Source organism: Arthrobacter sp. C2 (genome assembly GCA_024207135.1).
Classification (GTDB): domain Bacteria; phylum Actinomycetota; class Actinomycetes; order Actinomycetales; family Micrococcaceae; genus Paeniglutamicibacter.
Genome location: CP042428.1, coordinates 1,300,115 through 1,314,241 on the forward strand (window position 1 = coordinate 1,300,115; position 14,127 = coordinate 1,314,241).

Below are 14,127 nucleotides of genomic sequence, written 5' to 3' on the forward strand. Positions count from 1 at the left end.
GCGGGTGATGGTTGGATCGGGCCCGGCTGCTCCGTGCGGACTCCTATTCCTGTGCGAACGCACGGTGCGCGACCAGGGCGGCCTGGACCCTGGATGAGACTCCCAGCTTGCCCATGAGCCGTGAGACATGCGTCTTCACGGTGGTCTCGCCGATGCCCAGGTTCCGCCCGATCCGGTGGTTGGTGAGGCCCGCACCGAGTTCCCGCAGGACCTGCAGTTCCCGCCCGGTCAGCACCAGGCGGGGGTCGATGCCCGGGAACTGCGGCGCGGGCGCGGGCGCCGCCTCGAGCGCCGCGTGCACGATCTTGGCGGTGACCTCCGGGGCCAGCACCTGGTCGCCGCCGAGCACCGCGTGCATGGCGGCGATGATGGAGGACGGGGACGCGCTCTTGAGCAGGAAACCCTGGGCGCCCGCGGCCAGCGCGCCAAAGAGGTACTCGTCGTGGTCGAACGTGGTGAGCACCAGGACCTTGGACAGCGACTCGGCCACGATCCGCCCGGTGGCCGCAACCCCGTCCATGACGGGCATGCGCAGGTCCATGAGCACCACGTCCGGGCGCAGGGCGCGGGCCATCGACACCGCCGTGGCACCGTTCCCGGCCTCGCCGACGACGGTGAAACCCGGTGCCGATTCCACGACCATGCGCATGCCGAGCCGGACCGCGGCGTGGTCGTCGGCCAGCAGCACGGTGATCGTTGGCCGGGGCGGGGCCTCGCGGGGTTCGTGGCCGGGAACCGGCCCCTGGTGTGCGCTCACGTGGTTCCTTCGTTGAGGTGGGCAGGTGCGTGGCCGAGGGGCCTATCCGCTATCCCGGGCGCCGCGGCCGCTGCCGGCGGGCGGTGGCCCATCGGCAGCAGCATGAAGATTGCGAAGGTGTCGTTGGCCGTCGAGATCCGGAACGAGCCGCCCAGCTCGGCGCTTCGGGCCCGCATGCCCTGCAGCCCGGTGCCCGTGCCCGTGCCGTGGACGCCGGCGGCCCCGCCATCGCCCGGGTGCCCGGCGGCCGCCGGGTTGGAGGCCGAGAACAGCACCGACCCGTCGCGGGGCACCAGCGAGAGCGCGAGTTCGCCGTCCGGGGCATGCTTGGCGAAGTTGACCAGGGACTCGTTGACGCTGCGGTAGATGGTTGCCTGCGTCACGGCATCCAGGGTGCTTCCCCTTCCGGGCAGCTCGTTGCGGTAGGCGACGCGGAGCCCCGCGCCGCTGTAGGTCCGGACCAGGGCCGGGACATCGCCCAGCGACCCGGCCGGCGCGAGCGGGGTGCCGCGGTGCAGCAAGCGGATCATGGTGTTCAGCTCCTCGATCCCGTTGACGCTCTGTGTACGGATGGCGTCCATGGCGCGGGCGGCCAGCTCCGGGTTCTGCGGGGAGTTCAGCGCCGCACCGCTTTGCAGCGCAATCGCGGCGAGCCGGGCGGAGAGCACGTCGTGGACCTCGCGGGCCATGGTGGTGCGCTCGGCCACCAGCATCCGTTCGTGTTCGGCCGCCTGCGCCGCCGAGCGCGCCTCCGCGGCCTCCGCCCTGGCCGCCGCGGTGCGGGCCTCGCTGGCCGCCAGCTCCCGGGCGTGGCGGATGTTTCCCGCCCATTGCGCCGGCATCACCAGGACCATCGCCGCAACCAGGGCGAGGGTCACGCTGATCGCGGCGGAACCGGTCACGAAGTACATCACGATGGTCAGCAACGCCGTGAGGACCAGCGAGCCGTGCTCGGCGGCCCGCGAAACCCTGGCCCCGCCGAAGAGCACCAGCGTGAAGACGGACTCGAAGACCAGGAAGAACCCGCCGCTGCTGCCCACCAGCAACAGCCCGATCCCGGCCGCCGCCATGGTGGCCGAGGCGGCCAGGACCTGGCGTTGCCTCAGTGCGACGGCCAGGCAGCCGATGGCCAGGGGCAGCGGCCACCACCCGTTGTACCGGTGCAGCCCCCAGGCCCCCTCGTTGTTCATGGCCAGCGCGTGCAACAGCCAGGTGACTCCGGCATAGCCCAGCGCCAGGGCCAGGTCCTGGGGTCGCACCCGTGCGCGGCGGCCGGGCCCGGGCGTCGCGGTGGCGTTCTCATCGTCTAGCACCCTTTCATCGTGGTACGTCGGGGCGCTTTTACCAAGGGCGACACTACGTAGTACCCCTGCCGGGTCCGTCGCTGGCGTTCCGGGCGTCTCGCGCGCGCCCGCGCGAGACCGAGACCCGGGGGCGACGCGCCGCAAACCCGGTGTGGCGGCAGGCATCGCGCGCGCGAGGCCCGGGGCAGCGGGGGCAGCGGATATGGCGGATGCGCGACGCGGCGCCCTGGCGTCGGCACCCGGTGTCCTACGAAGGGATGACCCCGGATGCTCCCATGGAGCGACGCCCATGCACCGGTGCCCGGGGGAAGCTGGAAGCATGATGCTTGGAACCACCGGATTGTTCGCCTCCCTGGCCGTGCTGGCCCTGATCGATGCCACCAGCATCGGCACCCTGGTGATCCCGGTGTGGCTGGTGCTGCGGGCGAAGTCGCGCGGAAACCTGCGCCCGGCACTGGGCTACCTGGGCGTTGTGGGGAGCTTCTACCTGGCCGTCGGGCTGCTGCTGCTCGGCGGCGTGGACCTGGTCAGCAAGGAATTCACCGGCGCGCTGCTGGGCTCCTCGACCTTCCGGTGGGCGGTGCTGCTGCTTGGCGCCGGGATGCTCGCCTGGTCCTTCAGGAAGAACCCGGACAAGGCCACGGCGGCATCCGGGGCCGTGCCTGCGGGTGCGGGTGCGGGCCGCCCGGCCGCCGAAACCGGCCGCGCACCGGCTCCCGCGCGGGGCGCCGCACACCAGGCCGGGCCGGGCTCCGAGGGCCGCTGGGCACGTCGGCTGGACGCGGCATTGGCCAGCCCGTGGGGCATTGCGGGGCTGGGCGTCACCGCCGGGCTCCTGGAACTGCCCACCATGCTTCCCTATCTGGGGGCCATCGGACTGCTGACCCAAAGTCCGTACCCCCTGCCGGCGCAATCCGGGCTGCTGGTGCTCTACTGCCTGGTGATGCTGCTTCCGGCAGCGGTGGTCATCGGCATCCGGGCGGTTGCCGGACCGAGGGTGCAGGGCCCGCTGGGGCGGCTCTCGGCGTGGCTGGCCAAGTCGTCCTCTCAGTGGCTGCCGTGGGTTGTGGGCATCCTCGGGTTCCTGATGATGCGGTCCTCGTTGGCGTTCCTGTTTCCCACCGCCGGGTGGAACCCCTTCAAGTGACCGGATTCCCCTGGCATCCGGGCATGCCCCGGCCGTCGGCGGCGCCGGATCGGGCGGCCGGCTGAGCTGTCCGGTATTCACCCCGGCCCCGAACACGGGCACACTGGAGGCATGGGCAGGCATGCAGCGGTGAAGTTCCACGACCGGGCGCAGGCCGGCGAGCTGCTCGGCGAGGTCCTGGCCGCCCAGGGCCTGGGTGCCGACACCGTGGTGCTCGGGTTGCTGCGCGGCGGGTTGCCGGTCGCCGCGCCGCTGGCCCACAGGCTGGGCGCCGAGCTCGGCGCGCTGGCCGTGCGCAAGCTCGGGGTCCCGGGCCATGAGGAGGTAGCCTTCGGCGCCATCGCCACCTACCGCCGGGTGGCCGGACGCTACCTGGTGCCCTCGGTCCACCACCACGCGCTGGCCTCGGCCGGGACCGCCGGGCTTCGGGCCGTGGAAGAGAGGGCTGCAGCCGAGCTGGAGGTGCTGGCCGCGCGTTTCGCCGACTTCGCGCCGCCGCTGGCCGGGCGCACCGTGGTGCTGTGCGACGACGGCCTGGCCACCGGTGCCACAATGCACGCGTCCCTGGACGTGGTCACCCGGTGCGGGGCGGACCAGGTCGTCGTCGCGGTCCCGGTGGCACCGCGGGAGCGGGCGCACGCCATGGAAGGGGCATCGGCGATCGTCGTCCTCCACTCCCCGCGCGATTTCTCCGCCGTCGGCAGCCACTACGAGGACTTCTCCCAGGTCCAGGAGGAGACCGTGGCGGCGCTGCTGCGCGGTTCGCGGAACCCCGACGCGTAGCCGTCCGGCCGGCGGCTACCCCCGGGTGCGCCGGCGCTGGTCGGCGAGCGCCACCAGCAGCGTGATCAGCACCACCGCGGCAATCGAGGCCAGGCCCACGCTCATGGCCGTGTCCCAGGCCGTGGCGGACAGCGTGGCGAAGAAGATGGCGGTCATCATGGCGATGCCCACGGCCGTGCCGATGCGCTGGGAGGTCTGCATCACTCCCCCGGCGCTGCCGGAGTGCTCGGCGGGCACCTCGAGCATCGTCAGGGCCTGGTTCGGGGCGATGATCGCGCCCTGGGCGATGCCCACGAACGCGAGCGTGCCCAGCAGCCACCACAGCCCCACGCGCCCGCTCGCGTGCAGCTCGATGACCACGATGCTGGAAAGCAGTCCGAGAAGCGCGCACAGGATCCCGAGGATCACGATCTTGCGCCCGTATTCCATTACCCGCAGCCCGGCCAGGTGCGAGCTGGCCGCCGCGCACAGTGCCGCCGGCAACCCGAGCAGCCCGGCATCCAGCGCCGTGAACCCCTGACCGTCCTGGACGTAGATGGCCACCAGCACCCACACGCTGGAGATCCCCACGAAGTACAAGCCGGCGATCAGCGTGCCGAAGGTGAAGGAGCCGATGCGGAACAGGTCCAGGTCGACCATCGGGGCGTACCCGCGGGCCGCGTAGCTCCGTTCCCACAGCACCCATCCGGCGACCACGGCCAGCCCGCCGGGCAGCAGCCACCACACCCAGGCGCTCTCGCGTCCCTGCACGAAGGGCAGCAGCATTCCCAGCACTCCGAGTCCCAGCAGCGTGCTGCCTACCGGGTCCAGGTCGGTGGCCCGCCGGCTGCGGCGCCCGGCACCGGGTGCGGGTTGCGGTTCCGGGCGTGCGGCCTGGGTGAACATCGGCCGCGGGAACCAGCGCAGCGCCAGCACGATGGCCAGCGCCCCGACCGGGACGTTGACCAGGAAGGTCGCCCGCCATCCGGCATCCGGACCCAGCAGCGCGATCAGCGCCCCGCCAAGCAGCGGGCCGATCGCCACCGAGAAGCCGACCACGGTGCCCATGGCGCCGTAGGCCCGCCCCCGCTCGGGGCCGCGGAAGTATTGCTGGATCATGCCCAGCACCTGCGGGTTGACCAGCCCCGATCCCACGCCCTGGATGAACCGGGCGATGTTCAGGCTCAGCGGATCCGGTGCCAGCCCGGCGGCCACCGAGGACAGGGTGAAGATCGCGACCCCGGCGATGAACAGGGCGCCGCGGCCATAGACGTCCCCGGCGCGCCCGGCGGCCACCAGCACGACCCCGAAGGTCAGCGCGTAACCGGCCAGCACCCATTGGATGTCCGATTGCGAGGCGCCGAGGCCCGCCTGGATCGCCGGGAGCACGACGTTGACGATGGACACCCCCACGAGCGACATGAACATGGTGACCAGCAGGACCGCCAGGATCCGCCAGCGCCCGGGGTCCGGCACGTGGCTCTGAGCTTCCGGCACCTCGCCGCGCATCGTGTCCTCCTTCGCTTCTCCCTCTATTCATACGCGCTGCCGGCACCGGCGCCAAAGACCCACGCCACAGCTGGGATTGATGCCGGGCCCCGGCGCCGGCCCGGTTGCGGGTGGCGTGGTGCGGACTCCCGCGCGGATTCGCCGCCCGCCGCGCATTGCGTACCGGCGGCTTGCGCCGTAAATTGTTGCTCGTCCGGGGTTGTGCGCCGTCCGCACGGACGGCCCGGGACCCGGGCGCCCAATGTCTCGAAGGAGCACCCGATGGGGCTGGTTGGTTGGATCATCCTGGGCCTTATCGTCGGCGCCCTGGTCAAGAACATCATGCCCGGGCGCGTCAACGGCGGCTGGTTCACCTCGCTGGCCCTGGGGGTGGCCGGCGCCATCGTCGGCGGCTGGATCGGCAGCCTCGTCTTCCACACCGGGCTCGGCGGGCTCCTCAACCTGCGCACCTGGGTCCTGGCCATCGTTGGCGCGGTGATTGTCGCCGGGGTCTACGGCGCCATCCGCCAACGGCGCCTGGACCGCTAGTCCCGGCAGGTGCCTGCCTCTCTCGCACTGCTCGACAGCCCGCGCCATCCGTTGCTATGGTTTGGCCCATGATGGTTGTCTACCTGTAATCGGTTCGCCTCCCGGCGCTTGCCCCCATGGGGCGCGTCCGCCGGGCCGCCCGGTGCGCAACCCCTGCCCTGTCCATCGCCGTACCGGCGGTCCTGGCATCCGCGCCCGCGCACCCTAACCCCGATGACAGCAAGCGCAGCGGTCCAGGCCCGCAACCGGCAACTGCGCGCAAATACCTGGGACACCATCATGAAAACCCAACTTTCCCTGCACGGGATCGCCTTTTCCTTCCCCGCGCGGACCGTGTTCCGCGAGCTGGACCTTGCCGTGCGCCCCGGCGAACGGCTGGGCCTGATCGGCGAGAACGGCGCCGGCAAGACCACGTTGCTGCGCCTGCTGGCCGGCGAGCTCACCCCGGATCGCGGGACGGCCATCCGGCAGGCCGCCGGCGGAATCGCCTACCTGCCGCAGCAACCCCGCGTCGAACCGGGATGGAGCGTCGCGGACTTCACGTCCCATACCCTGGCCCCGGTGCGCGAGCTCGAAGCCAAGATCTCCGCCGCGGCCGAGGCCCTAGCGCGCGCACGCGAGGACCGGCTGCCCGCGGCCCTGGAGGATTACGCGCGCCTGGCAGCAGAGCACGAGGCCCGCGACGGTGCCGGTGCCGCACGCCGCCTGGCCGCCTCGGCGCACCGGCTGGGCCTGGGCCGGCTCCCGGGCAAGCGGCCGATGTCCACGCTTTCCGGCGGGGAGCAGTCGCGGTTGTCGCTGGCGGCCACGTTGGCGGCCAACCCCGAGGTGCTGCTGCTCGACGAACCCACCAACAACCTGGACGCGGCGGGCCTGCACTGGCTGGAGCAGCGCCTGTCCACCCATCGCGGCACGGTGGTGTTCTGCACGCACGACCGCCTGTTCCTGGGGCGGATCGCCGAGGCGATCCTTGAGCTCGACGGCGGTGTGCCCACCCGCCACGCCGACGGCTACGACGGATACCTTCGGGCCAAGGCCGCCGAGCGCCGGGCCGTCGTCTTGTCCCGGGAGCAGTGGGAGGAAGACCTGGCGCAGGCCGCGCGCCTGGGGCAGCACTCCGGGACCTCCGTGGCCGCGATCCCGCGGAAGGCCGAGAAGCCCGGATTCGGCCACGGGGCGTTTCGGGCCCGCGACCGCTCGCACGGTTCCTCCGGGGCCTTGCGCCGGGCCAAGACCCGCGTGGCCCGGCTGCGGGCCAACGAGGCCGCGGTTCCCGTCGAGCCCCTGCGGTTCACCCCCGGCCCGGTTCACGCCGCCAGCCACGGGGACGAGCTCCGTCCCATGGTGCTGGAGCTGGCCGATGTGCGTGTTCCCGGACGCCTGGGCATCGACCTGCTGCAGGTTCGCGCCGGGGAACGGGTCCTGGTCACCGGTCCCAACGGCGCCGGGAAATCCACGCTGCTCGAGGTGATCGCCGGGGTGCTGGAGCCGACCTCCGGAACCTGCTCGGTCAACCAGGCGGTGGGATACCTGCGCCAGCAGCCCACCGAGTTCCCCGCGCACTGGCTGGCTGCCCAGGCCTTCTGCCAGGGTTCGGGGCGGGATCTCGACGAGGACCTGGGGCAATTGCTGTCCCTGGGCCTGTTCCGGCCCGGGGAACTGGTCGCGCGCGTGGGGGCCATGTCGCTGGGCCAGCGGCGCCGGCTCGACGTGGCGCGGCTCTTTGCCCGGCCGGCGGAATTGCTGCTGCTCGATGAGCCGACCAACCACCTGTCCCCCGCCCTGGCCGACGACCTGGAGCAGGCACTGGAGGCCTTCGCCGGCACCGTCGTGATGGTCAGCCACGACCGGGCGCTGCGCTCCGCATTCGACGGGCGCCGGATCCACCTGGAAAACGGGAAGGTCGTGCCGTAGCCGGTGAATCGGCAATCGCCGGAACCGGCCTGGTCGATGCCCCCTCGCACCTCCCGGCCCGCATCGCAAGGGTCAGTGGGCGACGTTGAGGCGCGGCAGCGTGCCGATCTCCCGCCCGTCGGCGTTGGTGACGTGGAGGATGTCGCCCTTCACCTGCACCACCGCGGCCGAAGACAGCCAGGTATCCATCCCAAGACAGGCCACCAGGGTCATGATCTCGTCATTCAGCTCGATGCGCGCCCCGTCCACCACCCAGGATCCTGCAAGCGAATTGCACCCGTCGTTGCCGTTGAAGCGTCCGGTGTCGGAGAACCACAGCACCGGGGACCCCTCGGTCGCCCCGCCCCACTGCTCCGTGACCGCGGCGGCGGCCGGGCCGCTTGGGTACGGCATCGGCACGGCGATCGTCGGCACCCAGGCTCCCGACTCCGGCAAAGGTGTTGGCGGCGTAGGGGTCGGTGCGGGCACCGCGCTGGTCGGCATGGCCCGCGGCCCGCCGTTGGCGTCGGTGGGTTCGATGATCTCCAGGTGCAGGGACCCACCGGGCGCTGGGCTTTCGAGGGTCGATGCGCCGGGCTCGGCCCCGCACCCGGCCAGGGCCAGGGCGAACGCCGCGGCCAGGACGAGGGCCGGAGATCGCTTCATGCCCACATGCTAGCCGCAATATCAGGTGTTTGGCCCGCAATGCGGCCGCGGGATCGTGGCTGCGGTGCCTCCGGGGCCCGCACTGGTGCACACTAAGAGACATGACACCCGAACACATTGCCCCCAACCGCTTCGCGGACCGCACGGCCGCCGGCGAATTCCTGGCGGTCGACCTGCAGCGGCATTCCCGGGACCCGAACGCGCTGGTGCTCGGCCTGCTGCGCGGCGGGGTCCCGGTGGCCGCGGAAATCGCCGCGCGGCTGGGGCTGCCGCTCGATGCCCTGGCGGTGCGCCGCCTGGTGATGCCCGAACGCACCGACATCGCCTTTGCCGCGCTGGCCGCCTACGGGGAGCACACCTCGCTGAAGTACATCGAAGGGGTCTGGGACTCGGCGCAGCTGCGCTTCGAGAAGGAGATCCTGGACGAGGTCGAAACCGACGCCCGCAAGGAGCTGGACGAGCTGCGGGCCCGCCTGGTGGGCCAGTCCGTGCTGCCGGTGGCCGGTCGCACCGTGATCCTGGTCGACGACGGGATGGCCAGCGGGGCGACCATGCTCGCCGCGGTGGAGCTGATGCGCGAAGCCAAGGCAGGACGCATCGTGGTGGCCGTCCCGGTGGCCCCGGCCCCGGCACACAAGGCGGTCCAGCCGCTGGTCGACGAATTCATCTGCGCCATCACCCCGCGGGTCTTCCACTCCGTCAGCGCCTTCTACTCGCGCTTCGACTCGCTGGCCGACTACGAGATCCTGGCCCTGGTCCCGCACCTCTAGCCGGCAACGCCGCGCGGTGCCCGGGCGCAAGCAGCAAGGGGCCCAGTTGCTCCCGCTCCCCATACCGGGGACCGGGAGCCGCTGGACCCCTTGCTTGTTCGTCGCTTGCGCGGTGCGCGGACGGCGCACCGGTCGCGGTCTAGGTGAGCTGGTCGCGCTGCGCCGCGTCGTGGGTGGCCTGCAGTTCCGGGTCCACGTCCTCGACGTGCAGGTTGTTGCCCTTGGTTTCCCCGACCCACAGCACCGCGGCGACCGAGATGACGGTCAGCACCATGATGTAGATGGCGATGGAGATCGACTTGCCGGTTTCCTCCAGCAGGATCTGGGCGACGGTCGCCGCGAAGGCACCGCCAAGGATTGCACCCAGGGCGTAGCCGATGGAGATGCCCGAGTATCGGATGTGCGCCGGGAACATTTCGGCGTACATGGCCGACTGCGGTCCGTAGGACAGCCCCAGCCCGGTGGTCAGCACGAAGACCGAGAGCCCGTAAAGGAAGATGGATCCGGTGTCGATGAGCATGAACATCGGGATCATCCAGACAAAGACGATGCCGTAGCCGATCACGAAGGTGTTCCGGCGTCCCAGGTGGTCGGAGAGCCAGCCGCCGACCAGGGTGAAGATCAGCCAGCCGACGGCACCGATGGTGGTGGCCAGCAGCACCGGTGCGACCGGCATGCCCAGGACCTTGGTGGTGTAGGAGATGAAGAACGCGATGACCAGGTAGCCGGCGGCGTTGTTGGAGATGAAGATCAGCGCGGCCTGGATGACTTCCTTGGTGTTGGTCTGGAACAGCTGCTTCAGCGGGGTGTGCTCGGATGCCTTGCGCAGCGCCAGCTGCTTGAAGACCGGGGATTCCTCGACGGCCTTGCGGATCAGGTAGCCGACCACGATCAGCACGACCGAGAGCAGGAAGGGGATGCGCCAGCCCCAGGCGCCGAACTGTTCGGGGGTCATCGAGGTGCGCAGGATGTAGAGCATGCCGGTGGCCAGGATCATGCCGATCGGGACGCCGATCTGCGGGTAGGCGCCGAAGTAGCCGCGCTTGTTCTTCGGGGCGTGCTCGACGGCCATCAGTGCCGCGCCTCCCCATTCCCCGCCGGCGGAGAAGCCCTGGACGATGCGCAGCAGCACCAGCAGCAGCGGGGCCGCCACGCCGATCTGCGCGTAGGTCGGCAGCATGCCGATCAGCGCGGTGGCCGCCCCCATCATGATCAGGGTGGCGACCAGGATGCGCTTGCGCCCGTACTTGTCCCCCAGGTGGCCGGCCACGATGGCGCCCAGCGGGCGGAAGAGGAAGGAGATGCCGATCATGGCGAAGGCCAGGATCTGCCCGAAGCCCGGGTTCGACTTGCTCAGGGGTTCGAGGAACAGCGGGCTCAGGAGGGTGGCGGTGAGCTGGGCAAAGATGAAGAAGTCGTACCACTCGATGGTGGTGCCGACCAGCGTGCCGGCAAGGACGCGGCGTTCCTCGGAACGTTTCTTGCTTGCAGCCAGGGAGGTGCGGGCCATGGGGATCTCCAGCGGTTGGCGCTAGGCGCGGTGTGAGTGTGGTTATACCGACCGTTCGGACGGTAAGCGGCTGTGACCATGGTAACCCATGATCGTGAGTTCACTCACGTCCCACCTGCCGGGGTTCGTCCGCGCACCTCCTCCGGCACCGGCTCCGTGGCGGGCCGGTGCCTGCACCGCACAGGAGCACGGCATCGCAACGGGGCGACCGGCCAGGGGAATCCGTTCAGGAATCAGTGGTCGCGGGCCAGGAATTCGCGCACCCTGGCCCGCACCGGCTCGCGGTCGTAGCCGTTGACCATGGCCCCTGCCATCCGGACCGGGTCCCCGAAGAAAAAGTACTCGTAGAGCGACTGGCGCCCGGCGAACCCGGTGATCGAGGCGTCGTAGGCGAGCTTGAACAGCGCGATGCGCTCGGGCCCGGTCAGCGACTTGCCCTGCAGGTACTTGGCGATGTCCTCGCCCGCCACCTCCAGGTCCGCCTGCCCCGGCAGCGCCATCAGCCCCGAGGCGCACATCTTGCGGATGATCTCCGGGTAGCGCTGGGAGACCTTCGGGTACCAGTTCCGTGCCGCGTTCAGCGTCTCCCAATGCGGCAGCAGCACCCCGTCGACGCTCATGGCTGCCTGCGCCTCGGCGGCCACCACCAGCGCCTTGCCGATTTCCACGTTGCGGATCAGCTCGGCCAGGTCCTCCTGGATGTGCGCGAAGCCGTCGATGCCGATGGCCGCGCCGATCTCCGAGGCCAGGCCGAGGAAGAATTCGGACTTGGCCACGGTGCGGGTGACGACCTGGTGGGTCATCAGCGCGCCGGCGCCGGTGTCGGTGTACCACGCGTTGCACAGCTCCGGGTGCCCGAGCATGAAGATCCGGTCGTTGGGGACGAACACGTCATCGAAGACCACCACCGCGTCGATCTCGTCGAAGCGTGCGGCCAGCGGCTCGTCGTGCATGTTTCCCCCGTTGTGCAACCCGGTGCGGCAGAGGTAGCGCAGCCGCGGGGCGTCGTTGGGCACCGCCACGGCGAAGGAGTACGGGGCGTCCTCCGGGGTTCCGCGCAGCACCGTGGAGGGGAAGACCAAAAGCTCGTCGGCGATCGGGGCGACGGTGGCCAGCATCCTGGCCCCGTTGATGATCACCCCGTCGGAGCGTTCCTCCACGATGCGGGCGGTGAGCTGACCGCCCATTTGCTCGGATCCCGAAACCGAGCGGTTGACCTGGGGCGGGATCAGCGTGTGCGTGGCCAGCAGGTCGTTTTCGCGCGCGAACTCGTAGTACGCCTCGATGCGTTCCCCGTAGACCGGGTCGCCCTTCGCGAAGAAGGTCTTGGCGCTGGCCAGGGCGGTGAGCGCGGAGTTCATGTAGTCGGCGGTGCGGCCCAGGAATCCATGGGAGTACTGCGCCCAGGTGTTGGTGGCGGCCCGGCGTTGGGCCAGGTCCTCCGGGGTGCGCGGAATCAGGAAGGAGGCATTGACCCTCTCTCCGGTGGTGGGCGAGATGCAGGTGAGGGCGTCCTGGTACGCCGGGTCGTGCTGCATGTCAAAGAGCCGGGCGTAGGTCTGCGCCAGGTTCTTGAAGGCGGGGTGCTGCGTGAGGTTCTTCGACACCACCTCCCCGTCGATCACCAGGTGCGGGGACATCGCATCGAGCTTGTCCAGGAACTGTTGGCCGGTTCGGATTCCCATGGTGAGGACCTCTTTTTGCGTGGTGGGCTTTCTTCGGATGTGGCGGCGGTGTGCGGGAAGGGACATGCGGCGGGCGCGGACCTAGAGCAGCTCCTCGACGCCGAGTTGGCTTTCGGGGATGGTGGTGAAGGCGGAGTTGGCGAAGGCCAAGGCGTCGCCGCGGCGGTAGTTGAAGTCCTGGACCTCGCCCAGGTACAGGGTGTGGTCCCCGCCGTCGTAGGCGGCCCACGGGGTGCAGGAGAAATAGGCGAGCACCCCGGCCAGACGCGGGGCGGTCTCCCCCTCGACCCAGACCGGCTCGTGGCTCGGGCGGCCGGCGAAGTGCAGGGCCAGCGCCTTTTGCTCGGCACCCAGGATGTTCACGGTGAACGGCGTGTTGGCCAGTTCGTCGTGGGCCCTGGACTTGCGGGCGATGGACACCAGCACCAGCGGCGGGTCCATGGAGACGGAAGTGAAGGAATTGACGGTGATCCCGTGCCGGCGGGTTGCCCCGTCGAAGGTCACGATGGCGACGCCGGTGGCAAAACGCCCGAGACTGCCGCGGAAATGTGGCAATGTTGAGGCATCGATCCTGCGCGGGAGTCCGCCCTCTGCGGCTCCCCTGCTGCGCGGAACGATCATGGCGTGCTCCCGGATCCATTTCCAGCCGTTCGGTTCCTCGCAACGGAGGAGGAAATGTTCTAATATCGAACGTATAGTTCCAATAAAGAACTCTATTTGCACCATAGCCCAGCACCGGTTGGCCAACAACCCCCGGAAGCAACCGGCACGCCACATCAGCACGATTCCCCAGAGGATGGCCACCAAACCCATGACTGCCACCAGCGCCCCCGCCCCGGCATCGCAAACCCTGTCCCGCGGCATCCGCATGCTCGAGATCCTGGCCGAGGCCGACGGACCGCGGACCATTGCGGAACTCGCGGCCGACATGGGTGTGCACCGCTCGATTGCCTACCGGATCCTGCGCACCCTGGAATCCCACCGCCTGGTCACCCGCGACGAGTCCGGGCGGGTGCACGGGGCCCCCGGGCTTGCGGTACTGGCCCGCGGGGTGCAGCGCGACCTGCAAAGCGCGGCGCTGCCCGAGCTGACGGTGCTGGCCAATGAGTTGAAGATGTGTGCGTTCATCGCCGTGTGGGACCAGCCGGACTGCACCACGCTGGTGACGGTCGAGCCGCGCCACGTGCACGCCACGGTGGTGCAGCACCCGGGAACCCGGCACCCCTTCGGGCACGGGGCGCCGGGCATCGCCATGCAGTCCACGCTCACCGCGGAGCAGTGGAACGAACTCAACCACGAGACGCCGTACCGGGACAACGCCGCCGTCGCCCGTGCCCAGGGATACGCCACCAGCATCGACGAGGTGATCCCCGGCCTGTCCTCGGTGGCCGCGCCCATCAACGTGCCGGGCCGGCTTCCGGCGGCCGTTGCGGTGGTCTACAGCACCGGGTCGAACACCAGCGAGGTCGCTGCCATCGGCGAGAGGATGAAGGCCGCGGCGCTGGCGATCGAGGCCGAACTGGCCTAGGAAGTTCCCAGCACGCGAAAAAGCGGGCGCCGGCACCCGGAAAAATCCGTGGTGCCGGCGCCCGCTCG

The 14,127-nt window shown here is 70.4% G+C and carries 13 protein-coding genes; 6 read left to right on the top strand and 7 right to left on the bottom strand.

Translation table 11 applies throughout. The annotated features are described in order from the left end of the window. Positions 1-43 precede the first annotated feature (43 nt). Together FPY90_RS06055 and FPY90_RS06060 are read right to left on the bottom strand one after the other, a co-directional pair. Complete coding sequence (locus FPY90_RS06055) at positions 44-757, bottom strand: response regulator (protein ID WP_498684480.1); 714 nt, start codon at positions 755-757, stop codon at positions 44-46. After that, entirely contained in the window at positions 754-2,070 is a 1,317-nt protein-coding gene (locus FPY90_RS06060) for a sensor histidine kinase (protein WP_498684482.1), read from the bottom strand. Before FPY90_RS06060 ends, FPY90_RS06055 begins: the two co-directional genes overlap by 4 nt. A gap of 310 nt (positions 2,071-2,380) precedes the next feature. On the opposite strand from FPY90_RS06060, the gene FPY90_RS06065 reads away from it, so the two are divergent. Continuing rightward, positions 2,381-3,208, top strand: coding sequence for a GAP family protein (locus FPY90_RS06065; RefSeq protein ID WP_175475556.1), 828 nt, complete (start codon positions 2,381-2,383; stop codon positions 3,206-3,208). Between the two features lie 111 nt (positions 3,209-3,319). Further along, positions 3,320-3,991 (top strand): phosphoribosyltransferase, encoded by a 672-nt coding sequence (locus FPY90_RS06070; RefSeq protein WP_498684483.1) that lies wholly within the window; start codon positions 3,320-3,322, stop codon positions 3,989-3,991. Between the two features lie 15 nt (positions 3,992-4,006). Here FPY90_RS06070 and FPY90_RS06075 read toward each other — a convergent pair whose 3' ends face one another. After that, positions 4,007-5,479: an MFS transporter gene (locus tag FPY90_RS06075; RefSeq protein WP_498684484.1), complete on the bottom strand. Its 1,473-nt coding sequence runs from the start codon at positions 5,477-5,479 to the stop codon at positions 4,007-4,009. Positions 5,480-5,740: 261 nt separating this feature from the next. Here FPY90_RS06075 and FPY90_RS06080 point away from each other — a divergent pair, with 261 nt between their 5' ends. Both FPY90_RS06080 and FPY90_RS06085 read left to right on the top strand, forming a co-directional pair. Further along, positions 5,741-6,007, top strand: a complete 267-nt coding sequence (locus FPY90_RS06080; RefSeq protein WP_498684486.1) for a GlsB/YeaQ/YmgE family stress response membrane protein — start codon at positions 5,741-5,743, stop codon at positions 6,005-6,007. A 279-nt stretch (positions 6,008-6,286) separates the two neighbouring features. Continuing rightward, on the top strand, positions 6,287-7,921 hold the full coding sequence (locus FPY90_RS06085) for an ABC-F family ATP-binding cassette domain-containing protein (RefSeq protein ID WP_498684487.1): 1,635 nt from the start codon (positions 6,287-6,289) through the stop codon (positions 7,919-7,921). 72 nt (positions 7,922-7,993) lie between these two features. On the opposite strand, the gene FPY90_RS06090 is transcribed toward FPY90_RS06085, so the two are convergent. After that, positions 7,994-8,566 (bottom strand): META domain-containing protein, encoded by a 573-nt coding sequence (locus FPY90_RS06090; protein WP_498684488.1) that lies wholly within the window; start codon positions 8,564-8,566, stop codon positions 7,994-7,996. 101 nt (positions 8,567-8,667) lie between these two features. Between FPY90_RS06090 and FPY90_RS06095 the strand changes: the two genes are divergently transcribed. After that, complete coding sequence (locus FPY90_RS06095; RefSeq protein ID WP_498684490.1) at positions 8,668-9,336, top strand: phosphoribosyltransferase; 669 nt, start codon at positions 8,668-8,670, stop codon at positions 9,334-9,336. 139 nt (positions 9,337-9,475) lie between these two features. Here the strand turns inward: FPY90_RS06095 and FPY90_RS06100 are convergent, their stop codons facing one another. The 3 genes from FPY90_RS06100 to FPY90_RS06110 form a co-directional block, all read right to left on the bottom strand. Further along, positions 9,476-10,846 carry an MFS transporter gene (locus FPY90_RS06100; RefSeq protein WP_071216651.1) on the bottom strand — a complete coding sequence of 457 codons (1,371 nt, stop codon included), beginning with the start codon at positions 10,844-10,846 and terminating at the stop codon, positions 9,476-9,478. A gap of 233 nt (positions 10,847-11,079) precedes the next feature. Continuing rightward, positions 11,080-12,531, bottom strand: coding sequence for a 4-hydroxyphenylacetate 3-monooxygenase, oxygenase component (gene hpaB, locus FPY90_RS06105; protein ID WP_498684492.1), 1,452 nt, complete (start codon positions 12,529-12,531; stop codon positions 11,080-11,082). 81 nt (positions 12,532-12,612) lie between these two features. After that, a complete protein-coding gene (locus FPY90_RS06110; RefSeq protein ID WP_498684494.1) occupies positions 12,613-13,152 on the bottom strand; it encodes a flavin reductase family protein in 540 nt (179 codons plus the stop codon). A gap of 190 nt (positions 13,153-13,342) precedes the next feature. Here FPY90_RS06110 and FPY90_RS06115 point away from each other — a divergent pair, with 190 nt between their 5' ends. Then, entirely contained in the window at positions 13,343-14,059 is a 717-nt protein-coding gene (locus FPY90_RS06115; RefSeq protein ID WP_071216688.1) for an IclR family transcriptional regulator, read from the top strand. Positions 14,060-14,127: the final 68 nt, after the last annotated feature.